Source organism: Streptomyces sp. O3, assembly GCF_054788135.1.
The window spans coordinates 17,381-40,250 of sequence record NZ_JBTVYK010000036.1 but is presented as its reverse complement, the minus strand read 5'-3'; the positions used below and the strand labels follow the sequence as shown (position 1 = coordinate 40,250).

17 protein-coding genes are annotated in these 22,870 nt (G+C 73.6%); 13 read left to right on the top strand and 4 right to left on the bottom strand.

Translation table 11 applies throughout. The annotated features are described in order from the left end of the window. The first annotated feature begins 3 nt into the window (after positions 1–3). Together ACX6XY_RS19150 and ACX6XY_RS19145 are read left to right on the top strand one after the other, a co-directional pair. On the top strand, positions 4–1,665 hold the full coding sequence (locus tag ACX6XY_RS19150; RefSeq protein WP_460332138.1) for an FAD-dependent oxidoreductase: 1,662 nt from the start codon (positions 4–6) through the stop codon (positions 1,663–1,665). Positions 1,666–1,704: 39 nt separating this feature from the next. Beyond that, positions 1,705–2,043 carry an antibiotic biosynthesis monooxygenase family protein gene (locus tag ACX6XY_RS19145; RefSeq protein WP_460332136.1) on the top strand — a complete coding sequence of 113 codons (339 nt, stop codon included), beginning with the start codon at positions 1,705–1,707 and terminating at the stop codon, positions 2,041–2,043. 291 nt (positions 2,044–2,334) lie between these two features. Here the strand turns inward: ACX6XY_RS19145 and ACX6XY_RS19140 are convergent, their stop codons facing one another. Next, a complete protein-coding gene (locus ACX6XY_RS19140) occupies positions 2,335–3,843 on the bottom strand; it encodes an MFS transporter (protein ID WP_460332134.1) in 1,509 nt (502 codons plus the stop codon). Between the two features lie 261 nt (positions 3,844–4,104). On the opposite strand from ACX6XY_RS19140, the gene asnB (ACX6XY_RS19135) reads away from it, so the two are divergent. From asnB (ACX6XY_RS19135) to ACX6XY_RS19125, 3 genes are read left to right on the top strand one after another with little or no spacing between them, the layout of a single operon-like run. Further along, positions 4,105–5,940, top strand: a complete 1,836-nt coding sequence (gene asnB, locus ACX6XY_RS19135) for an asparagine synthase (glutamine-hydrolyzing) (protein WP_460332132.1) — start codon at positions 4,105–4,107, stop codon at positions 5,938–5,940. Continuing rightward, positions 5,937–7,142, top strand: a complete 1,206-nt coding sequence (locus ACX6XY_RS19130) for a M24 family metallopeptidase (protein ID WP_460332130.1) — start codon at positions 5,937–5,939, stop codon at positions 7,140–7,142. Before asnB (ACX6XY_RS19135) ends, ACX6XY_RS19130 begins: the two co-directional genes overlap by 4 nt. A gap of 48 nt (positions 7,143–7,190) precedes the next feature. Beyond that, a complete protein-coding gene (locus ACX6XY_RS19125) occupies positions 7,191–8,747 on the top strand; it encodes a multicopper oxidase family protein (protein WP_460332128.1) in 1,557 nt (518 codons plus the stop codon). Positions 8,748–8,749: 2 nt separating this feature from the next. Here the strand turns inward: ACX6XY_RS19125 and ACX6XY_RS19120 are convergent, their stop codons facing one another. Both ACX6XY_RS19120 and ACX6XY_RS19115 read right to left on the bottom strand, forming a co-directional pair. Further along, entirely contained in the window at positions 8,750–8,977 is a 228-nt protein-coding gene (locus ACX6XY_RS19120) for a hypothetical protein (protein ID WP_460332126.1), read from the bottom strand. Positions 8,978–9,095: 118 nt separating this feature from the next. Next, positions 9,096–10,742: an FAD-dependent oxidoreductase gene (locus ACX6XY_RS19115; RefSeq protein ID WP_460332124.1), complete on the bottom strand. Its 1,647-nt coding sequence runs from the start codon at positions 10,740–10,742 to the stop codon at positions 9,096–9,098. Between the two features lie 153 nt (positions 10,743–10,895). Between ACX6XY_RS19115 and asnB (ACX6XY_RS19110) the strand changes: the two genes are divergently transcribed. The 8 genes from asnB (ACX6XY_RS19110) (at position 10,896) to ACX6XY_RS19075 (ending at position 21,861) form a co-directional block, all read left to right on the top strand. After that, the gene (gene asnB, locus ACX6XY_RS19110) at positions 10,896–12,746 is read left to right on the top strand and encodes an asparagine synthase (glutamine-hydrolyzing) (RefSeq protein WP_460332122.1); all 1,851 of its coding nucleotides are present in this window, start codon (positions 10,896–10,898) and stop codon (positions 12,744–12,746) included. Next, on the top strand, positions 12,743–13,648 hold the full coding sequence (locus ACX6XY_RS19105; protein ID WP_460332120.1) for a DUF6410 domain-containing protein: 906 nt from the start codon (positions 12,743–12,745) through the stop codon (positions 13,646–13,648). Before asnB (ACX6XY_RS19110) ends, ACX6XY_RS19105 begins: the two co-directional genes overlap by 4 nt. 23 nt (positions 13,649–13,671) lie before the next feature. Further along, positions 13,672–14,451 (top strand): GNAT family N-acetyltransferase, encoded by a 780-nt coding sequence (locus ACX6XY_RS19100; protein WP_460332118.1) that lies wholly within the window; start codon positions 13,672–13,674, stop codon positions 14,449–14,451. Then, a complete protein-coding gene (sbnA, locus tag ACX6XY_RS19095) occupies positions 14,448–15,413 on the top strand; it encodes a 2,3-diaminopropionate biosynthesis protein SbnA (protein ID WP_460332117.1) in 966 nt (321 codons plus the stop codon). The genes ACX6XY_RS19100 and sbnA overlap by 4 nt, the downstream gene beginning before the upstream one ends. A 242-nt stretch (positions 15,414–15,655) precedes the next feature. Next, on the top strand, positions 15,656–17,041 hold the full coding sequence (locus ACX6XY_RS19090; protein ID WP_460332115.1) for a cytochrome ubiquinol oxidase subunit I: 1,386 nt from the start codon (positions 15,656–15,658) through the stop codon (positions 17,039–17,041). 38 nt (positions 17,042–17,079) lie between these two features. Further along, positions 17,080–18,090 carry a cytochrome d ubiquinol oxidase subunit II gene (locus ACX6XY_RS19085; protein WP_460332113.1) on the top strand — a complete coding sequence of 337 codons (1,011 nt, stop codon included), beginning with the start codon at positions 17,080–17,082 and terminating at the stop codon, positions 18,088–18,090. Positions 18,091–18,148: 58 nt separating this feature from the next. Next, complete coding sequence (gene cydD / locus ACX6XY_RS19080) at positions 18,149–19,927, top strand: thiol reductant ABC exporter subunit CydD (protein WP_460332111.1); 1,779 nt, start codon at positions 18,149–18,151, stop codon at positions 19,925–19,927. Continuing rightward, positions 19,924–21,861 carry an amino acid ABC transporter ATP-binding/permease protein gene (locus ACX6XY_RS19075; protein WP_460332109.1) on the top strand — a complete coding sequence of 646 codons (1,938 nt, stop codon included), beginning with the start codon at positions 19,924–19,926 and terminating at the stop codon, positions 21,859–21,861. The genes cydD and ACX6XY_RS19075 overlap by 4 nt, the downstream gene beginning before the upstream one ends. A 76-nt stretch (positions 21,862–21,937) precedes the next feature. Here ACX6XY_RS19075 and ACX6XY_RS19070 read toward each other — a convergent pair whose 3' ends face one another. Next, positions 21,938–22,867, bottom strand: coding sequence for an NAD-dependent epimerase/dehydratase family protein (locus ACX6XY_RS19070; protein WP_460332107.1), 930 nt, complete (start codon positions 22,865–22,867; stop codon positions 21,938–21,940). Between the last annotated feature and the right edge of the window lie 3 nt (positions 22,868–22,870).

The window sequence follows — 22,870 nt, the reverse complement described above, 5'->3', positions numbered from 1 at the left end:
GCCGTGCTGAGCACGACCCGGAGCACGTTGCGGAACACCGACGTCCTGGTGGTCGGCGCGGGCATCGCCGGTCTGTCGACCGCGGTGTTCCTCGCCCAGCAGGGCGTGGACTGCCTGCTGGTCGAACGGCAGCCCGAGCTCTCCGGCCACCCCCGCGCCCGCGGCATCCACCCGCGGGCCATGGAGCTGATGCGCGCCGCCGGGGTCGAGCCGGAGATCCGCGCCCTGCCGTCGGCCCGTCTCCTCGCGGACAACTCCGGGGTGATCGCGGCCGATTCGCTGACCGGAACCGAACTGGGCGCGCTCGACGAGAAATACGTGATGGACGTCGGCGCCGACGTGGGCCAGCTGACGCCGACCGGGTGGTGCCTGTGCCACCAGGGCGAACTGGAGGACGTGCTGCGGGGCCGCGCCGAACGGCTCGGCGTCGCCCTGCGGTTCGGCACCGAACTGCTCGGCTTCGAGCAGGACGGCCCCGAGGGCGAAGAGGTCACCGCGCACGTCAGGGACCGCGCCACCGGCGCCGAGCGGACCCTCAAGGCCCGCTATCTGGTCGCCGCCGACGGCGCGCACAGCCAGATCCGCCAGTCGCTCGGCATCCCCTTCGACGGCGAGGTGTTCGGCCACTACGTCAATGTGCACTTCCGCGCGGACCTGACCGAACAGCTCGCCGACCGCCGGTTCCTGCTGTGCTACACGTTCAATGAGCGGGTGCGCGGCGCGCTGCTGCCGCTGGACAACGCGTCCGAATGGCTGCTGCACATCGCCTACGACCCGGAGACGACGGACCTGGAGTCCTTCACCGACGAGCGGTGCGCCGAACTGGTGCGGGCCGCCACCGGGGTGGCCGACCTCGACCCGCGCATCCTGAGCGTCTCTCCCTGGGAGGGCGCGGCCAGGACCGCGGACCGGTTCCGTGACGGGCGGGTGTTCCTGGTCGGAGACGCCGGACATGTGATGCCGCCCAGCGGCGGCTTCGGCTCCAGCACCGGCATCCAGGACGCGCACAACCTGGCCTGGAAGCTGGCCGCCGTACTCGACGGGTGGGCCGGTCCCGCGCTGCTCGACAGCTACGACGAGGAGCGCCAGCCGATCTGCCAGGCCACCGTCGAGCAGGCCGCGCTGCGCTCCAAGGACCGGCCCCGGCTGGTCGACGCGCCGCACGAGCGGCCGCCGGTCGACCCGGAGATCGTCGAGGACTCGCTGGTGTGGCTGTCCTGGCGCTATCGCTCGTCGGCCGTGACGCCCTGGGACGAGGGCGTGCTGCCCGGATACGGCGTCTGGTCGGCCGAGAACGACGGGCGTCCGGGTAGCCGCGCCCCGCATCTGTGGCTGCGCCGGGGCGGGGCCGAGCTGTCCGTCCTGGACCTGTTCGGCTCCGAGCCGGTGCTGCTCACCGGGCCCGACAGCCGCGCCTGGCGGGACGCGGCCCGCGCCGTCTCGCACGAGCTGGGGCTGCCGCTGGTGACGTACGGCATCGGCACGGAGCTGGCCGATGTGGACGACCGCTGGCCGGAGCTGTACGGGGTGACGGCGCAGGGCGCGGTCCTGGTGCGGCCCGACGGCGTGGTCGCCTGGCGGTGCGCCGACGCGCCGGTGTTCGCCCGCAACACGCTGCGGGCGGTGCTGCTGCGGCTGCTGAGCCGTGAACACGGACAGAAGTGACAGAGGGAACGACTGCGGAGTGGGAAAGGACGGGGAGCGGTGACGCACAGGGTGATCCTTCGGATGGAGATCTTCCCGGAGACGGCCGGGGACTTCGAGCGGACCTGGCAGGAGGTGGGCGAGGCCATCGCCCAGGAGCCGGACAACCTCGGGCAGACGCTGCTACGGGACACCGAGGAGGAGGGCGTGTACTGGGTGATCAGCGACTGGACCGACGAGAGCCGGTTCCGGGCCTTCGAGGTCAGCGCGCGGCACCGGGTGCACCGCAGCCGCCTCAAGCCGTACCGCAGGGGCGGAGGGATGAACGTCGCCGAAGTGGTCCGGCACATCGCGCCGGTGAGCGAGCCGGTGGGCGAGCCGGTGGGCGCGGCCAGCTGAGCTGAGCCCACCGGGCCGCGCGAGGGCGCTGGCGGTGAAGGAGGACTCTCCTTCACCGCCAGCGCCCTTTCTGCTGCCGTGTCCGCTCCGAGTGCGCGCGCCTGGGTCGCGGGCGCGCGTTCGGTACGGGGCTGGCCCCGACCGGGCGATCCCGCGTGACCGCGTGACCGCAGGGCTGCTGGGCTGCTGGGCTGCTTGGGGTACGTGGGGCACGCGGGCAAGGAGCGGGCCCGTCTTCCCCGGTCTTCGCGGGGGAGACGGGCCCTGGGGGCAGCGAGGCCAGCGGCGGAGTCAGCGCGGCAGGCGCTCCGGCACCGTGGCGCGGGCGTCGGGGGCCGGTACGGCGTCGGAGCTGGCGTCGGAGCCGGAGTCGGCGTCGGCGTCGGCGGCCGTGGCGCGGCGTGACGGGCGGGGCAGGCCGAACCGGAGCAGGGTCAGCGCCGCCAGATACAGGGCGACCTGGCAGCCCAGCGCCCAGCCGACCGCCGTGACCGAATCGCTGGCGCCGCCCCCGGCCGCGTAGAAGACCGAGCCCACCAGCGCCACCCCGACGGCGTTGCCGACCTGGCCGAAGGTGGAGAACACGCCGCTCGCCGAGCCGATGCCGCCGCGCGCCATCGCGGAGAGCGTGAGGTTGTACAGCGGCGGGCTCAGCAGGCCCATGCCCGCGCCGCACAGCACCAGGCCGGGCAGGATGTGCAGCGGACGCAGGCCCGTGCCCTGTGCGAGGGTCACCCAGAGCAGCACCCCGGTGCCCAGCGCCATCAGCAGCGCGCCGCACTCCAGCATGGGACGGCCCAGACGGCCCGTCAGCGGCACCGACGCGCCCGAGGCGAACGCCGCGGACAGGGCGAAGGGCAGCAGCGTGAACCCCGTCTCCTTGGCGCTGAAGCCCAGACCGTCCTGGAGGTGGACGACGTACACCAGGAAGAAGGAGGCGACCGCGCCCAGCACCATGAAGTTCACCGCGGCGCCCGCCGGGAAGGCGCGACCGCGGAACAGCCCTGGCGCGAGCAGCGGGGTGCGCCCGGCCCGTTCGGCCCGGCGCTGGAGCGGGGCGAGCAGAGCGAGTACGGCGATGCCCGCGAGGCTCAGCAACAGCAGCGGGCCGCCGCCCGAGTCCCGGCCCTCCACCAGCGGGACCAGGAGCAGCAGCAGCCCGGCCGTGGCCACGGCCACACCGACCAGGTCCAGCCGCGGGGCCCCGCCGGAGCGCTCGGCGGGCAGCCAGCGCGCGGCCAGCACCAGGGCGACGGCCCCGATGGGCAGGTTGACCAGGAACACCGCGCGCCAGCCGAGGCCGAACACATCGGCGTGCGCGAGCAGCCCGCCGATCACGGGGCCGCCGCAGGTGGCCGCGGCGATCACGGCGGCCTGTACGCCGAACGCCGCGCCGCGCCGCTCCTTGGGGAACAGCAGAATGATCACCGGGGCGATCTGCGGGGCGAGCAGCGCCGCCGACAGGCCCTGGAACACTCGGGCGGCGATCAGCACACTCGGGTTCGGCGCGGCCGCGCACAGCGCCGACGCCAGCGTGAAGGCCACGATGCCCCACAGCGCCAGCGGCCGCCGCCCGAAGGCGTCGCCCAGGCGGCCCGCGGTGACCAGGGCCAGCGCGAAGGACAGGCTGTAACCGGCCAGCAGCCACTGCACGTCCGCGTCGGACGCGCCAAGACCGTCCTGGATGGACGGCGCCGCGATGCTCACCACCGTCACGTCGAAGGTGTGCAGGAAACCTGCGAGCAGGACCGCGCCCAGTGCGAGCCAGGAGCTGCGCGGCACGGTCGGTTGGGTGGTCACGTACGCCTCCTCGGAGTCCGCGCGTCCGTCCGGACGGCGCGGCAACTGTCCGCACCCGGCGCGGAGAACCGCTTGAGGATCGTTCGCGCCCGCGTCGTGCCTACGCCCCGCTCACCCTCCCGCTCACGCCCCGCCCACGTCGCACCCGCCTCGCGGGCGGGGCGTCGACCGGGCCTCCAGCGCCGCGCGTGTGCCGCGCGACCGAACTGCCCAAGACTGCGGCTGACTTTCTGGTTTTGGCGTAGAACGAGAGGTGGCGGCGTGTCCGGGCTCGTTGGATGGATCGACTTTGAAAGGGACCTGCGCAGGCACCGTCCGGTGGTCACGGCGCTGGCATCCACTCTGGCGCAGCGCGGGCCCGACGGCGAGGCCGTGTGGACCGGCGAACACGCCGCTCTCGGGGCCCGGTTGCTGCATGTGGACGGCGCCGCGGACGAGCAGCCCTATGTGCTGCCCGCCAGCGGACACGACATCGTCGCCTGCGTCACCGGCTGGCCGACCGGCACCGCCGCCGTACGCGCCGACCTGGCCGCGGCCGGGGTGCGGCTGCCCGCGACGGCGAGCCCCACCGCCCTGGTGGCGTACGCCTACCGGGAGTGGGGCCAGGACTTCCTGCCCCGGCTGAACGGCGCCTGGGCGGTGGCGATCTGGGACGGGCGCACCGAGGAGATGATCCTCGCCCGCGACCACCTCGGCGGCCAGCCGCTGTATCTGACCCGTACCGCGACCGGCGTGGTGTTCGGCTCCGAGCGCAAGGTGCTGCTCGCGCACCCCGAGGTGGACCCGGTCGTCGACGCGGCCGGGCTGCGCGAGGCGGTGTCCCAGGCGCTGCCGCACGGCGGCATCTTCTCGGGCTTCGACCGGATCGGCGCCGCGGAGATCGCCCGCTTCGGGCGCGACGGCGTCAAGCGCACCAAGTACTGGGGCATCAGCACCCAGCCGCACACCGACGACTACGACACCACCGTCGCGCGGGTCCGCGAGATCCTGGCGCGCAGCGTCGAGGACAACCTCACCGACGACCCGTCGCAGATGCTGGTGATGCTGTCCGGCGGCGCGGACTCCTCCGCCGTCGCGGGCCTGGCCGCCGACGCGCTGGCCCGTTCGCAGTCCGGCAGCCTGCGGACCTTCACCATCGACTTCCGCAGCAGCCAGTTCCAGGCGGACGTCATGCGCAGCACGCACGACACCCCGTTCGCCGCGGAGGTCGCCGCGCACATGGGCGCCGACCACACGCTGGTCGAGCTGGACACCGGGGACATCCTCGACCCCGTCGTACGGGTCGGCATGCTCAAGTCCAAGGACTTCCCGACGCGCCAGTACGACATGGACACCGCCCAGTATCTGACGGTGCAGCGCGCCGCGCAGGAGGGCTGCAAGGTGGTCTTCGCCGGGTACGGCGGCGACAAGTACTTCCAGGGCGCGACCTGGTTCACGCACAAGGACCTGGTGACCTCCGGCACCTTCCCGTGGGTGGCGCTCGCCCAGAAGTTCGGCGCGGCCAACGGCTTCGGCACCGGCCTGTTCAACGCCGACGCGCTCGCGGCGCTCGACTTCCAGACCTACTACCGCGACGTGTACGCGACCGCGGTCGCCGAGGTCGAGTACCTGCCCCACGAGGACGAGTGGCAGCGCCACATGCGGCGCGTCGCCTACCTCATGAACACCCGCTTCGGCATCGACGCGGGCTCCTACTCGGCGGCCGGACTCCAGCTGCGCACCCCGATCAACCACCCCGAGCTGGTCCAGTACGCGTACAACATCCCCAACGAGATGCACAACCGCCGCGGCATCGAGAAGGGCATCCTGCGGGCGGCCGTCGCCGACCTGCTGCCCGAGTCGGTGCTCAACCGGCACCGCAGCGCGTCCCCGGTGTCCCACCACCCCGACTACCCGGCCGACCTCCAGCGGGCGATCAAGACGGTGCTCGCCGATCCGGGCGCGCCGGTGCGGCAGATCCTGGACGTGGAGGCGACCGGCGCGGTCGCGGCCAGCCTGGAGCGGCTCACCAAGGACCGGATGGCCCGCGCCGACGTGGAGCTGATGCTTCAGCTGAACATGTGGCTGGACCACTACCGGGTGAGGCTGGCGCTGTGACCGGCGCGGACTCGCGCGCACAGCGCCTCGCGCGGCACCTGGACGAGGCGGGCCTCGACGCGCTCGTCGCCACGTCGGCTGAGAACGTCCTGTATCTGACGGGAATCTCCAGCGTCGGCGGCCAGAACCACCCCTACAGCAGCCGCGCCCTCGCGGTGGTGACACGGGACCGCACCGACGCCCCGTACTTCGCGAGTTCGAGCGGCGACGTGGACCAGTTCCTGGACGCCAGCACCGCGCTCAGCGGCGTCGTCGCCTACGGGACGTTCCACCGGATTCTGCCGGACGGCCTCGAACTCACCTCCCGCGAGGAGCGGTTCAGGGAGATCGGGGTGGACACGCCGCCCGCCCCGGACGCCCTGGCCGCCCTGGTGCGGATGCTGACCGACGCCGGTTACGACCGGGCGCGGATCGGCGTGGACGAGAACGCCGCGCCGCTGGGCTTCCTGGAGCGGCTCGGCGAGGCGCTGCCGGGCAGCGAGGTGCGCCCGGCGGCCGCCGTCCTCCAGCAGGTCCGCAAGGCCAAGAGCGAGGCGGAGGTACGCCGGATCGGCGAGTCCGCGGCCATCGCCGAGTCCGGCATCCGGGCCGCGCTGGGCATCGCCGCCGAAGGCGTCACCGAGCGGGACATGACGCGGGAGTTCGAGACGGCCGTGGCACGGGCGGGCGGCCGCCCCCGGTTCACGCTGATCAAGTTCGGCCGGAACGGGGTGCTGGGACAGACCCGGCCGACCGACACGCCGCTGCGGCGCGGCGACTCCATCTGGTTCGACGTGGGGTGCACCCACCAGGGCTACTGGTCCGACATCGCGCGGACCGCCAGCTTCGGTGAGCCCTCGCCCCGGCTGGTCGCGACGTACGAGGCGATGCTGGCCGGTGAGCAGGCCGCGCTGGAGGCGGCGAAGCCGGGCATGACGGGCGGCGAACTGTTCGACCTGACCGTCGAGGCGGTCCGGGACGCCGGGGTGCCGCACTACCGCAGGCACCACGTGGGTCACGGCATCGGCGCGGAGATCTACGAACCGGTGCTGATCACCCCCGGCAACCAGGACGTGATCGAGGCGGGCACCGTCGTCAACTCCGAGACTCCGTACTATGAGTTCGGCCTGGGCGGCGTTCATGTGGAGGATCCGTTCGTCGTGACGCCCGATGGCAACCAGCTTCTGACTACGCTGGACCGTTCGCTCATCGTCATCGGTTAGTCGGCCAGTCGGTCAGTCGATTTGTCGGCTAGGAAGACACAGGGACACATGACTCTTTCGCGACGCGGCTTCATCGGGGCCGTCGGCGCCACCTCGACGGGACTGCTGGCGGCCACCGTCGCCGCCTGCGACAGCGGTGGGGGAGGCGAGGTCCAGTCCACGAGCGCGGAGCTCCCGGAGCGCTTCAGCCTGGACTTCAGACGGCCGCCGGTGATCGAACCGGCCTCGTCGGACGGCACGACCGACTACTTCGATGTGCGGGCCCACACCGCCCGCGTCGAGATATTGCCCGGCTTGCAGACCGAGATCTTCAGCTACAACGGGACCTTCCCCGGCCCCACCTTCAAGGTGCGCAGGGGCCGTACGGCGGTCGTCAGAACCCGCAACGACCTGCCCGTGCCGATCGTCACGCATCTGCACGGCGGCACCACACCGGCCGAGAGCGACGGTTACCCTACCGACCTCATCCTGCCCACGTCGGGCTGGGCGGCCCCGGCGCACCACAGCGGCATGGAGATGACCGGCGAGACCACCGAGGGCAGCAGGGACTACACGTACCCGAACGCCCAGCGGGCCACCACGCTCTGGTACCACGACCACCGGATGGACTTCACCGGCCCGCAGGTCTGGCGCGGTCTCGCCGGGTTCTACCTGGTGCACGACGAGGAGGAGGACGCGCTGCCGCTGCCCAAGGGCGACCGCGACGTCCCTGTGATGATCATGGACCGGGCCTTCGAGGAGGACGGCTCGCTGTCCTACCCGTCGATCGACCCGACCCTGAAGACCACGCCCGGCGTCACCGGCGACGCGCACAACGGCATGACCGGCGACGTCATCCTGGTCAACGGGGTGCCCTGGCCGAAGCTCAAGGTGCCGGGCGCCCGCCACCGGCTGCGGCTGCTCAACGCCTCCAACGCCCGCCGCTACCGGGTGCGGCTGGACCCGGAGCCGCCGTCGGGCGACCCGTTCACGCTGATCGGCGGCGACGGCGGGCTGCTCGCCAAGCCGCAGGCGATGAACTCCGTCTATATGACGCCCGGTGAACGCTTCGACGTGCTCGTCGACTTCAGCGCGTACGAACCCGGCACCAAGGTCACGCTGAAGAACCGGCTCGGGTCCGGGTCCACCGGCGAACTCATGCAGTTCGTGGTGGGGGAGAAGGCCGAGGACGACACCTCCGTGCCGTCCACGCTCTCCACTGTCGAGCGGCTCGACCCGGCCAAGGCGGTGCGCACCCGCTCGTTCACGCTGGCCCGGCACCGGGAGGACGGCCACAACGTCTACAAGATCAACGGCCATCCGTTCAGCACCGACCGCAGCTGGGCCGACGTCAAGCGCGGCGACATCGAGATCTGGGAGTTCACCTCCACCACGCATCACCCCATCCATCTGCACCTGTCGCCCTTCCAGGTGTACAAGCGCGGTTCCTCCACCAACCTCAAGCCCGAGGACGTCGGTTGGAAGGACACGGCGCGGATGCAGCCCCGCGAGAAGCTCAGCCTGCTGGTCCGCTTCGACGACCACACCGGCAAGTTCGTCTTCCACTGCCACAACCTGGAGCACGAGGACATGGCGATGATGGCCAACTTCCGTGTGACGGAGTGACGTCAGGCCGCTCGGGCGGCCTGGTCGAGCAGTAGTTTCGCGGCCGTCGTCGCGCCGTCGGCCGGTTCCCGCCACGGGCTGAGGACCGGGCCGGCGGCCAGCCAGGGCCGGTCGGTGAGGACATGGCCGCGGAAGCGCGCCACCGGCGGCAGGCCGAGGGACTCCCTCAGGGCGTTGAGCCCGGTCCCGAACAGCTCGTCCATGGTCTCGGCGTCCAGGTCCCACAGCATGGAAAGAGGCGGCCTGAACTGCCCGATCCCGTAAGCCGCCCCCACGACACAACGGCCGGCGGCGGCGCCGGCGCGTGTCTCCACGCGTCGGCACCGCCGCCTGTCCCGTGTCCCCTCCTCAGGCCGCGGGCAGCGTCAGCGTCTCGCGCAGGGCCCGCTCCACGGCGGCGGCGTCCGCCGGGGCGTCGGCCGACCGCCAGGCGACGAAGCCGTCGGGGCGCACCAGGACTGCGCCGTCGGCCGTCACCCCGTACCGCTCGTGCCAGCCGCCCTCATCGGACCGGTCCTCCAGCTCCGTGCCGAACGCGGCCGTGCGCAGCCGTACGCCGGTCCGCCGCGCGGCGTCGGCGGCGGCCTCGCGCCACGCCGGGCCGCGCCCGTCGCAGAGCAGCACCGGCGACGCGCCGAACACGTCGAGCAGGGAGCCGGGGCGCGCGCCGTCCGCGTCGCGTATCAGCACCGGCACATGGGGCGCGCGGGTGCCGGGCTCGCCGGTCAGCTCCGCGGGCGTCCGGAACCGGGGCAGCTCCGCGTCCGCGCCCGCCGCCGTCGGATAGGTGTGCCCCAGCATCACGTCCAGCACGTCCGCGGTGGCCGCGCGCTGCGCGTCGCTCGCCCGCCCGGAACGGACCATCAGCCGGAGCCTGGCCTGCTCGATGGTGGCTTCGGCGACCGGCCTGCGCTCCGCGTCGTAGGTGTCGAGCAGCCCCTCGCCCGCCTCGCCGCGCAGCACCATGGCCAGCTTCCAGGCCAGGTTGTGCGCGTCGTGGACGCCGGTGTTGGCGCCGTAGCCGCCGATCGGCGGGATGACGTGCGCGGCGTCCCCGATGAGGAACACCGAGCCGTCCCGGAACCGCTCGGCCGACAGCGCGGCCAGCTCCCACGGCAGTACGCCGATGATCTCCACGGCCGCCTCGGGGTCGCCGATGGCCGAGCGCACCAGCCGCACACTGCGCTCGACGGTGAAGTCGTCGGCCAGTTCGCCCTGGTCGGGGTGGTACTGGAGGATGAGGGTGCCGCGCCCCAGCGTGTCGTCGTGGCCGAGCACCGCGCCGTTCATGTCGTCGTTCTCGATCTGGCAGATGGAGAACCGCCGCCCGTCCAGCGGCCCTTGAAGGTCCGCGCGGAACAGGACGCTCACCTGGTGCTGGAGCGTCCCGGCCCCCGAGCGGCCGATGCCCAGCGTCTCGCGCACCGGGCTGCGGCCGCCGTCGGCGGCGACCAGCCAGCGGGCCCGCACCCGCCGCTCCGCTCCCGTGTCCCGGTCCTTCATCGTGGCGACGACCGGCCCGTGCGGTCCCTCGGGCCGCTCGAACGAGGTCAGTTCGGTGCCGAACCGCAGCTCGGCCCCGGCCCGCACGGCGGCCTCCCGGACGATCGGCTCGATGCGGTCCTGGCCCAGCGAGATCTGCCGGGACGGCGTCAGCGCGCTGAGATCGCCCGGCTCGGGCAGCATCGTCGCCTTCAGCTCGCGGCCCGTCAGCGACTCCACGGTCGCCTGGCGGCGGTGCCCCGCGTAGCCCGCGGCGGCCCGCAGCACCTCGTCCTCGACGCCGACGGACCTGAGCACCTCCAGCGTCCGCGGATACCACCCCCAGGCGCGGGGATGGACGGAGGTCGACGCGTGCCGCTCCACCAGCACGCACCGCACACCGTGGTGCCGCAGGAACAGCGCACAGCTCAGTCCGGTGATCCCGCCGCCCACGATCAGGACATCCGTCGGTTCTCCGGGCAGCTCCTGAAGTTCCTCGGGCTCCTTGCCCACGGCCACTCTCCCTTCCGGTGCCGATGCCGGACCCCGGTACGCCTGGGTCCGGTCCGTGCGACATCGTCCGTACGGCTGCTGGAGAGGCCGTCCAGGGAAACTCGAGGTGGTCCCGCCAGCCTGTGGCTCCACCACCGAGAGGAGCCCCACACCGTGTCCGGAATCGCAGGATGGATCGATCACACGAGGGACCTGCGGCGGGAGCGGTCCACGCTGCTCGCCATGACCGCGGCCCTCGCCCAGCGCGGCCCCGACGGAGAACGGCTGTGGCTCGACGAGCACGCCGGTCTCGGCACCCGGTGGTCCGACGCGGACGGTACCAACACCCCGCAGCAGCCCTGGGAGTTCCAGCAGGACGGGCGCACCGTGCTCGTCGCCGCCGTCACCGGCGTGCTGTACGACACCGACGCGCTGCGCGCCGAACTCGGCGTCACCGGACCCGCCACACAGGCGGAACTCGTCGGCCGCGCCTGGCTGCGCTGGGGCGGGGACTTCGCCGAGCACCTCGACGGCGCCTTCGCCGTCGCCCTGTGGATCGAGCGCGACCGCGAACTGGTGCTGGCCCGCGACCGGCTCGGCAACCAGCCGCTGTTCTACTACCCGCTGCCGTCCGGAGTGCTGTTCGGCTCGGAGCGCAAGGCGATACTCGCCCACCCGGCCGTCGAGCCCGTCATCGACGCCGACGGCCTGCGCGAGCTGTTCTCCTACGCCGGCACCGAGGGCCACGGCATCCTGAAGGGCTTCCACCAGGTGCCGCCCGGCACCGTGCTGCGCTGCACGCAAAGCGGCCGCACCGCGCACCGCTACTGGCAGCTCACCGCCCAGGAGCACACCGACAGCCGGGACGAGACCGTCGCCCGCGTACGCGAACTGCTGTCCGCGTCCGTCACCCGCACCCTGGGCACCGGCGCGGTGCCCGGCATCATGCTGTCCGGCGGCATCGACTCCAGCGCCGTCACCGCGCTCGCCCACCAGGCGCTCGCCCAGCGCGGCGGCGACCCCGTCCGCACCTTCACGGTGTCCTTCGGCGGGGACGAGGACTTCAAGCAGGACGAGATCTGGGGCAGCCCCGACGCCCCGTTCGTGCAGTCCGTCGTCCGGCACCTGGGCACCGAGCACACCGACCTGGTGCTCGACACCGCCGACATCATCGACCCGGCGGTCCGCGCCGCGGTGCTGCGCGCCAAGGACGTGCCCAGCCCGCTCGGCAACATGAACACCTCGCTGTACCTGCTGTGCCGGGCGGTGCGCGAACACGTCGGCTCCGTCCTGCTCGGCGAGATCGCCGACGCCGTGTTCGGCGGTTTCGCCTGGGTGCACAACAAGGAGCTCGTCGAGGCCCCCACCCTGCCCTGGGTGGCGATGGCCCGCTTCGGCGGCGGCCAGCACGGACTCGGCGGCGACCTGCTCGCCCCCGACCTGCTGGGCAAGCTCGACCTCAACGGCTACTGCGCCGACGCGTACACCACCAGCATGGCCAAGGTGCCGCGCCTGGACGGCGAGAGCGGCCAGGACCTGCGCATGCGGGAGATCACCTACTTCCACCTCACCCGCTGGCTGGAGACCCTGCTCAGCCACGACGAGTCGCTGGGCTCCGCCACCGGCCTCGCCACCCGGATGCCGTTCTGCGACTGGCGGCTGGTCTCCTACGCCTACAACGTGCCCTGGGACCTCAAGAGCTTCGGCGGCCAGGAGAAGGCCCTGCTGCGCGCCGCCGTCGCCGACCTGCTGCCCGACGACGTCGTCAACCGCGCCAAGAGCCCCTACCCCGTCACCCAGGACCCGGCCTACGGCCACGCGCTGTGCGACGGCATGACCGCGCTGCTCGCCGACCCCGCCGCACCGGCCGCGCCGCTCGCCGACACCGCCGGGGTGCGGGCCCTCATCGACGACCCGTCCGTCCTGGACAGCGGCATGCGCGCCTGGGTCGCCCGCGCCAACGTCGAGATGCTGCTCGGCCTGAACGACTGGCTGCGCCGCTACGGCGTGCGGGTGGAGCTGTGAGGGCGCCGGGCACGCCCGGCGCGGTCCGCGCGCCCGTCATCGGACGGGACGCCGGACCCGCCGGGCGGGCCGTGCGCGCCCTGGCGGGCGCGGCCGCGCTGACCCACATCCTGACCGCCAAGGTCCCCGACCACAGCACGGGCCAGCTGCTCGCGGCGGCCGCCACGGCCGTCGCCCTGGCCGCCGCGTACACCGCGCTGCTGGCCGTGCTGCGGCCGCTGCTCACGCGGGGCGCGCGCGGCGGCCTCGCCGGGTGGCCGGGCGGCGCGCTGCTCCTGCTGCCGATGCTGCTCTACCCGATCGGCGTGCTGCCCGAAGGACCGGCGCTGGGCGTCGCCCTGTACGTGGAGCTGTCCGTGCTCACCGCCGGGCTCAGCGGCTACGGCGGCATCGAACTGGCCGCGCTGCCCACGCTGGTGCTCGGCTACCGGCCCGTGCTGTACGGCCCGTTCAACGCCGTGGACCTCGCCGAGCGCAGCATGCGCCGCCGCTGGCACGGCACCCCGGAGCGGGTCGCGGGCGGGCTCGCCGTGGCCGGTCTTGGCTGGTTCTGGATCGTGCCGCCGCTGGCCTCGGTGTCCGGCGGCGTCGGCGACGCGTTCGACGCGCTGACCGCACTCGACCCGGTGGCCGGCGGTGCGGTGCTGATCGCCGGTGTGCTGTACGCGCTGCCCGCGGCGGGTCCGGCCCGGCTGCGGCGGCTGGGCGCGGGGGCGTTCGTGCTGCTCGGCCTCGGCGGCATGGTCGGCGCCGTACCCGACGTGCTGTGGCCGGTGACCATCCTGGCCGGTCTGGTGACCGGTCTGGTGCGGCTGCGGTCCGCCGGGCCCCGCGAGGCGCGCGCCCTCGCGCCGGCGGCCGCGGCCCGTCCGCACGTCGAGACGTCTTCCACCACTCGTTGAGACCGTCTGCGGAGCATCCCCCCATGGCTGAGAACATCGCTGAAAGCGCCCAGAGCACACCGGGCACCCCGGACACCGGGCCGGCGACGTCCCCCGGCGGCGACCGGGCCGCGCTCGCGGCCTGGGCGCCCCAGTTCGGACTCCGGCTGACGACCCCCCGGTTGGAGCTGCGCGTCCCCGACGAGAACGACCTCATCGCGCTCGCGGAACGCGTCGCCGACCAGGGCATCCACGCCCCCGGCGAAGCGCCCTTCCCCGGCGGCTGGAGCGACGTACCGCCCAAGGCGGTGGCGGGCAGGGTCCTGCAGTACCTGTGGAAGGGACTCGCGCTGAGCCGCCCCGACTACTGGAACCTCGGCCTCGCGGCCTTCCTGGACGGCCGCCCCATCGGGGTACAGGGTCTCCAGGCGCGGGGTTTCCCCAAGCTCGGAGAGATCGCCACCGAAAGCTGGCTGGTCCGTGACCAGCAGAACCAGGGCTTCGGCACCGAGATGCGCGCCGCCGCGCTCCGCCTCGCTTTCGAGGGGCTTGGCGCCCGGTACGCCACCTCCGCCGTGTTCGAGGACAACGCCGCCGCTCTGGCCGTCAACAAGAAGCTCGGCTACCAGCCGGACGGCATCGAGGTGCAGGCCCGCCGCGGCGAGCCCACGGTGCTCACCCGCTGGCGTCTGGACGGCCCGCAGTGGGAGCTGAGCCCCGCCGCCGACGTACCCGTCGCCAGCCACGGACTCGACGCCTGCCGCGCCGTGCTGGGCGCCCGACCGCAGCAGGCAACCCCTTCCGCGCGACAGGAGCCGACGTGATCCATGACTCCATCACCGACTGCGTCGGCGGCACCCCGCTGGTCCGGCTCAGCCGCCTGTTCCCCGAGCCGGGCATCGAGGTGCTCGCCAAGCTGGAGATGCTCAATCCGGGCGGCAGCGTCAAGGACCGCTCCGCGCGCTACATCATCGAGCGGGGCATCCGCGACGGGATGATCCGTCCGGGCACCCGCATCGTCGAGAGCACATCGGGCAACTTCGGCGTGGCGCTCGCCATGGTCGCGGTCCGCTACGGGCTGCGCTTCACCGCCGTGGTCGACCCCAACGCCTCCCGTACCAACCTGCGGATACTCCGCCAGTTCGGCGCCGGGATCGAGATGGTCGACGAACTCGACTCCGCGGGCGGCTATCTGCACACCCGGCTGGCACGGGTCCAGGACCTGCTGGCCGACGACCCGGACGCGGTGTGGATCAACCAGTACGCCAACCAGCTCAACTGGGAGACCCACGCCGCCACCACCGCCCGCGAGGTCGTCGCGGACTGCCCGGAACCCGTCGACGTCCTGGTGGCCGCCGTCAGCACCACCGGCACCCTGCACGGGCTCGCCCGCGGACTGCGCCGCACCTGGCCCCGGCTGAAGGTGGTGGCCGTGGACGCGGTGGGCTCGGTCATCTTCGGCACTCCGCCGGGCCCGCGGATGCTGCCGGGCGTCGGGTCGAGCCGGGTGCCGGAGCTGCTCACCCCCGCCGAGATCGACCAAGTGGTGCACATCGACGACGCCACCGCCATCCACGGCTGCCACCGGTTGCTGCGCCACGAGGCGATCTTCGCCGGTGGTTCGTCCGGCTCGGTGGTGGCCGCCATCGAGGAACTCCTGCCCGAACTCCCGCGCCCCAGCCGGGTGCTGACCCTGCTGGCCGACCGGGGGGAGCGCTATCTCGACCTCGTGTACACCGACGAGATGGCGATCGAACACGACGAACTCGCCTACTCAGGACACTGACGACGGCTGGTCTCCGGCCCTCGGACCGCGCCGCGGCCGCCCCACAGCGGGGGCGGCCGCGGCGTCCCCAAGCCACCCGCGCCACCCACCCGCTTAGGCTGCACTCGCCCTAGCGGCCCTCCACCGCGGCGCGAGCGGCGCGCGACCGTCTCCGGCTGGAGTGGACGGGCCGTCTGTCACCCGCACACGACCGCAGGACATCACACGACATTCGGCCGTCCAGCCGATCGAGGGGAACCATCGTGGACGACGTGCTCGTACTCGCACGGCTCCAATTCGCCATCACCGCCATCGCGCACTTCCTGTTCGTCGCTCTGACGCTCGGCCTGGTCACCTACCTCGTGGTGATGCAGACCCGCTGGGCGATCACCGGGAAGGAAGCCCACCGGCGGCAGACCCGCTTCTGGGGCCAGCTCTACGTCATCAACTACGCCCTGGGCATCGGCACGGGCCTGGTGATGGAGTTCCAGTTCGGGCTCACCTGGAGCGGCCTGACGCACTTCGTCGGCAACGTCTTCGGCGCCCCGCTGGCCATCGAGACCCTCGTCGCGTTCTTCGCCGAGTCCACCTTCCTCGGCCTGTGGATCTTCGGCTGGAACCGGATGGGCCGGGTCCTGCACACCGCGATGCTCTGGCTGGTGGCGCTCACCGCGTACTCCTCGGTCTTCTTCGTCCTCACCGCCAACGGCTTCCTCAACCACCCGGTGGGCTACGAGATGAAGGACGGCGAGGTCCGCCTCACCGACTTCACGGAACTGCTCACCAACACCAACGCGCTGTCCGCGTCCTTCCACATCATCGCCGCGGCGATGGTCACCGGGTCCTTCTTCATCATCGCCGTGAGCGCCTGGCACCTGCGCCGCCGCACCGGCCACGAGGAGTTCTTCTGGTCGTCGATGAAGCTGGCCCTGCCGCTCACCCCCGTGTTCATCCTGGCGACCGCGTCGCTCGGCGGCATGCAGATCGGCTACTCGGTGAAGCAGACCCCCACCAAGTACGGCGAACGCTCCGAACGGGCCCAGGAGATGGCCGACACGTTCACCCAGAAGTTCGGGCCGGACAACTACTTCGCCCCCGGATTCGCCCAGACCGCGGAATTCGTCATGATCATCCCGGCGCTGCTGATGATGCTGATCGCCGTCATCAGCGTGCTGTTCATGATCAAGCGCAACCTGATCCGCCGCAAGGTCCTGCTGTGGCTGCTCACCGCCGCCGTCTTCCTGCCCTACCTCTCGAACATCTCCGGCTGGATCTTCCGGGAAGTGGGCCGCCAGCCCTGGGCCGTGTACGGCCTGCTGAAGACCGAGGACGCCGTCACACCAGGGCTCACCCAGGGCGCGGTGCTGAGCTCGCTGCTCATCTTCGGCACCCTCGTCACCGTACTGCTGGTCGTGGACTGGACGTTGCTCATCCGGTTCGCCAAGCGCGGTCCGGACGGGTCGCACCTCGGGCGCGCGCCGGGTGACGAGGAATCGCTGAACCCACCGGGCCAGGACCAGGACCAGAGGAAGGGTGAGGCCCAGGGGCGGGACCAGGACCAGGTCCCCGCGCTGTCCGCCTCTTCCGCCGCTTCTTCTGCCTCCTCCTCGTCCTCGCCTTCGTCCTCTTCTTCCGCGCCCACCTTCTGACAGCCCTTCCGACGGCGCTGACACACTGGGAGTTCAACGTGTGGCACAACATCTGGTACGCGCTGCTGGGGCTGCTCCTGGCGGGCTACCTCGTCCTGGACGGCATCACCATCGGCACCGGGATCATCGGCCGGTGGCTGGCCCGCGACGACGCCGACCGGCACACCGTCGCCGCCGCCACCGGACCGTTCTTCCTGGGCAACGAGGTCTGGCTGGTCGCGTCCGCGGGCATCGTCCTGGGCGGCTTCCCCGGCCTGGAGTCCACCGTCATCAGCGGGATGTACCCAGTGGTCGTGTGCGCCGTCGCGGCCCTGCTGGTCCGGCAGGCCGCGATGCAGTTCCGGCGCCGGGTGTCCGGCGAGCGCGCGCGGGGCCGCTGGGAGGCCCTGGTTCACCTGACCTGCCTGGTGCTCGCGCTGATGTGGGGCGCGCTCGGCGGCGCGATGCTCGGCGCCGTACCGGTCGAGGACGGGCACCTCGGCATCGACCTGGGCCTACTGCTGCGCCCGGTGCCGGTGCTGTCCGCGCTCACGGCGGTCGCCGTCTTCGCCCTGCACGCGGCGGTGTTCCTCGCGGTGCGCACCGACGGTCCTGTCGCCACGCGGGCCGCGGAGCTCGCTCAGCGGCTGGCGCCGGTCGCGGCCGGACTCGCCGGGCTCACGGCGCTGGCGGCCGTCGCGGACGGCCGGGCGCGGGACGGACTGCTCAACCCGCTGTCCGCCGCGCTGCTGTTCCTGGTCGCCGTCGGGGCCCTGCTGTTCGCGCCGCGGCTCGCGGCCGCCGCGCACCGGCGGGCGTTCTTCGTCAGCGGCTTCGCCGCGCTGGCCCCCGTCCTGGTCATCGGCGCCGCGCACTTCCCGCAGGCCGTGGTCAGCACCGCGGGCTCGGGCGAGCACCTCTCGGTCTCCGAGGCCGCGGCCGACCCCTCCACGCTCAGCGTCGTCGGGCCCGTGGTGCTGCTGGTCCTGCCGGTGCTGCTCGCCTTCCAGGCGATGCAGTGGTGGGCCTTCCGCGCCAAGGCGGACGACCGCTCCCCGGCGTACTTCTGATGGGTGATCATTGATGGGCGGCCAGCGCACCGCGGCGGTCGCGGACACAGGCACGGGTATGGACACGGACACAGGCACGGGTACGGGTACGGGCACGGGTATGGACGCGTACGGCGACCGCGCGGTGCGGCGGCGACTGCTCGGCCTGACCCCGCGGGCCCGCACCGCCGGGCTGCTGGTGACCGCCGCCGTGCTGCTCGGCGCGGCGGGCGTCGTCGGGCAGGCCGTGGCCCTGGCCGTGCTGCTCGGCGGGGTGTTCGCGGGGGACGGCGTCTCGGGCGACGCCGTCGCGTGGGCCGCGGCGGCCGTCGCGGCTCGGGGGATCGCCGGATGGGCGCAGGCCGCCGCGGCGCAGCGGGCCGCGTCCGAGATCAAGCTCGCGCTGCGGACCGGCCTGCTGGACGCGGCCGCCCGCCGCACCGCGTACGACGCGGGCGGCCGCCGGACCGGTGAGGTCAGCACTCTGCTCACCCGAGGCCTGGACGCGCTCGACCCGTATCTCGTCGGCTATCTGCCGCAGACGCTGGTGGCCGGTCTCGTCCCGCCCGCGGTGGCCGCGACCATGCTGGTCCACGACCCCGTCAGCGCGCTGATCCTGCTGGTCAGCCTCCCGCTGGTGCCCGTGTTCGGCGCGCTGGTCGGGCTGCACACGCGGGACGCCACCGCCCGCCAGTGGGCGGCGCTCGCGCGCCTGGGCGGACACTTCCTGGACGCCCTGCGCGGCCTGACCACGCTGCGCGTCTTCGGCCGTGCCGAAGCCCAGGAGGGCATCGTCGCCGAAGTCGCCGACGCGCACCGCAGGGCCACCATGCGCACCCTGCGGATCACCTTCCTGTCCACGCTGGTGCTGGACACCGTGGCCACCCTGTCGATCGCCCTGATCGCGGTCCCGGTCGGCCTGCGCCTGCTCGGCGGCTCCCTGGACCTGACGACCGCGCTGACGGTGCTGCTGCTCGCCCCGGAGGCGTTCCTGCCGCTGCGCGCGCTGGGCAGCCGCTTCCACGCGGGCACGGAGGGTCTGACGACCGCACGCGAGGCGCTGACCTCACTGGACGCGGCGACTGGGCCCGACATGGGCGCGAGCGCCGACGCGGGTACCGGTCCGGGCCCGCGGCGCGCGGGCGCCGCCGTGCCCGCCACAGCCATCGCGGGGATCGCCCCGGCCCCCCGGATCAGCTTCGAGGACGTCACCGTCCGGCTGCCGGAGCGTCCCGAACCCGTCCTGCGCGAGGTCTCGTTCAGCGTCGAACCAGGGGAGCGGGTCGCCCTGACCGGCCCCAGCGGCGCGGGCAAGTCCACCCTGCTCGCGCTGCTGCTCGGTCTGGTACGGCCCGAGTCGGGCCGGATCCTCATCGGCGGAAAGGACCTCGCCGCGCTCGACCCGGACGCCTGGCTGCGGCACATCGGCTGGGTGCCGCAGCGGCCGCACCTCTTCGACCGCAGCGTCGCCGACAACATCCGCCTGGGTGACCCCGACGCCACCGACGCGCGGGTCGAACGGGCCGCCCGCGCCGCCGCGGCCCACGACTTCATCGCCGCGCTGCCCGACGGGTACGCGACCCGGCTCGGCGCGCGCGGCACCGGGGTGTCCGCGGGGCAGCGCCAGCGCATCGCGCTCGCCCGCGCCTTCCTGCGCGACGCGCCGCTGGTCCTGCTCGACGAACCCACCGCCGGGCTCGACGCCGACAGTGAGGCGGCGGTGCTCACCGCGAGCCAGCGGCTGATGGCGGGCCGTACGGTCCTGGTGGTCGCGCACCGGGAACGGCTGGTCCGCGACGCCGACCGGCGGCTCGACGTACGTGACGCACGGGTGCGCACCTTGGAGGCCGTCCGGTGAGAGACCTGCTCTTCGTCCTGCGGACCGCGGGACCCTCCCGACGGCTGCTCCCGGCCGCCTGCCTGGCGCTCGCGGCCGACCTGGCCGGGGTGGCGCTGATGACCCTGGCCGCCTGGCTCATCGCGCGCGCCGCGCAGCATCCTCCGATGGGCGTGCTGTCCGTGGCCATCGTCGCGGTACGGGCGCTGGCCGTGACCCGCGGCCTGTTCCGGTACGGGGAGCGGCTCGCGGGCCACGACGCGGCGCTGCGCGCGGTGGCACGGCTGCGCGGCAGGGTGTTCGGCGCCCTGGCCCGCCGCCCCGCCGCCGACCGGGACGCCCGCGCGGTGCGGGACGCGGACGCCGCGTCCCGGCTGGTGGCCGACGTCGACGTGGTCCAGGACGCCCTGCTGCGCGTGGTGTTGCCGGTGGTGTCGGCGCTGGCCGTCTCGGCCGCGGCGGTCGGCTGCGCGGCGCTGGTGTCGCCGCTGGCCGGGCTCGTGCTGCTGCTGGGCCTGGCGGTCGGCGGCCTGCTGGTGCCCGCGCTGACCGCGTTCGCGTCGGCGCGGACCGCGCGGCGCGGCGCCGCCCTGCGCGCGGAACTCGCCGTGCGGACCGTCGACTTGCTGGACGGGGCGGCGGACCTGCGGGCCTTCGGCGCGGCCGACCGGGAGACGCGGCGGGCCGTCGGCACCGCCCGCAGGCTGCGCGCCCACGACCGGGGCGCGGCCCTGCTGGCCGCGTTCGCCGCGGCCGCCCTGACCGTGGTGCAGGGCGCCACGGCCGTCGCGGTCGCCCTGGTCTGCGCGCGCCACGTGCCCGGTGTCTGGTCCGTCGTCCTGCCGCTGCTGGCGCTGGCCTCCTTTGAAGTGCTCGCTCCGCTGCCAGCGGCCGCGCAGCGGCTCACGGCCCTGCCCGAGAGCGCCCGTCGCGTACGCGCCCTGCTGAACACGCCGGGCGCACCGGGCGCGTCGGGCGCGCTGGACGCGCCGGACGTACCGGCGGATCCGCCGGGGCTCAAGTCGGCCGCGAGCGGCGGGCCGTTGGCTGAAGGTGCCGGGGCCGCGATGCCGGTCCGCCCGGATGCCCCGACATCCGGGCGGACCGCGGCGACGCTCGCCCCACCACAGACCGCGGCGCCCGGAACCACCCCCAAACCGGGCGCCGCGCACCTCCCCGTACCTCTTCCCGGACCCCGCTCGGTGCACCTCTCGGTGCGTGACCTGCATGTACGCCACCGGCCCGGCGGTCCGTACGCGGTGCGCGGGGTCGATCTGGAGCTGCCGCCCGGACGGCGGGTGGCCATCGTCGGGGCCAGCGGCGCGGGCAAGTCGACGCTGCTCGCCGCGATCGCCCGGCTGGTCGCGGTGGAACGCGGCGAACTCCTGCTGGACGGGGCGGACCTGGGACAGGTCCCGGAGGCCGTGCTGCGCCGCACGGTCAGCGGCGCGCTCCAGGACGCGCACGTCTTCCACACATCCCTGCGGAACAACCTGCTGCCCGCCAGGCCCGACGCCAGCGACGCCGACCTGCGCGACGCGCTGCGCCGGGCCGGTCTCCTGGACTGGGTGCTGGCGCTGCCCGAGCGGCTGGACACCGTCGTCGGAGCCGACGGCGGCCGCCTGTCCGGCGGGCAGCGCCAGCGGCTGGTGCTGGCCCGCGCGCTGCTGGCCGCGCCGCCCCTGCTGCTGCTCGACGAACCGACCGAGGGCGTGGACGCGGCCACCGCGGACGCGGTGCTGGCCGACGTGCTCGCCTCCACCCGAGGCAGCTCCCTGATCCTGGTCACCCACCGCATGGAAGGCCTGGACGCCCTGGACGAGGTCCTGGTGATGGACACCGGCCGCGTCATCCGCCGCGGCGCACCGGCGGACGTACTCCCGCGCCCGGCGCGCCCCCTCCCGGAGACCCCGGAGACCCCGGAGATCCTGGAGCCCGACGCGGCCGTGGTGTGAGGCCCGGCGGGTCCACCGGACCCGGAGCCCGGCGCGGATGCGGGTCGCGGGTCACGGGTCCGGTGCTGACGGTGTGTCAGGCGGTCGGCAGGGTCGCGCGGTACCAGGGCGCGGCGCGCCGGAAGCAGGTGTCGAAGCCGTCGCCGGGTGTCTGGCGGACGTCGGACCACAGGGCGGTGGCCTCGAAGAAGTGATCCGTCGTCAGCAGGTCGAGCACGGACAGCGGGACGCCCTTCTCGGTGAGGATCGCTCGGGCCCGTTCGGCGGTGAGCTCGCCGCGCGGCCAGGGAATCCCCGCGCACTCGGCGACGGCGCGCAGGGCGCGGCCCGCGGTGACCGGCACCGGGTGGGCGGCGTGGTAGACGGACGAGGTGAGGGCGGAGTCCGGGGCGAGCGCGACGGCCGTCAGCAGCCGGGCCAGGTCCGTTACGGCGATCATCGACATGCGGGAGAGCCAGCCCGCCACCGCCCCCGGCAGGGCGCGCAGCAGCCGGGCCAGACCCCGCGCCACCCAGACGTCCCCCTCCCCGTAGACGAGATGGGGACGCAGGACGACACCGCCGGCCGAGAGGACGGCGTCCTCGGCGACGGCACGGGTACGGGAGGTGGCGGATCCCGGATTGCGGGTCAGCTCCTCGGGCCGGTCGCCGCGGAAGGTGCCGCGGCCGTAGACGGAGGCGGTGCTGAGCTGGACGATGCGGCGGACTCCGGCGCGGCGGGCCTCGGCGACCAGGGCCGCGGTGCCGCGCGCGTTGACGGCTTCGTTGGCCTCGGCGGTGCCGCCGATCTGCGCCGCGCAGTGGATCAGCAGGTCGACTCCGTCGCACACTCCGCGCAGGGTGCCGGGGTCGGTCAGATCGGCCCGGACGGTGCGGGCGCCGACGCCGGGCCCGGACACGGCCCAGCGGTGCTTCATGAGTCTGAGGTCGGCTCGCTGCCGCGCGGCCTCGCGGGCGACCTGACCTCCCACGAACCCGGACGCGCCGGTGATGAGGATGCGGGGCACTCG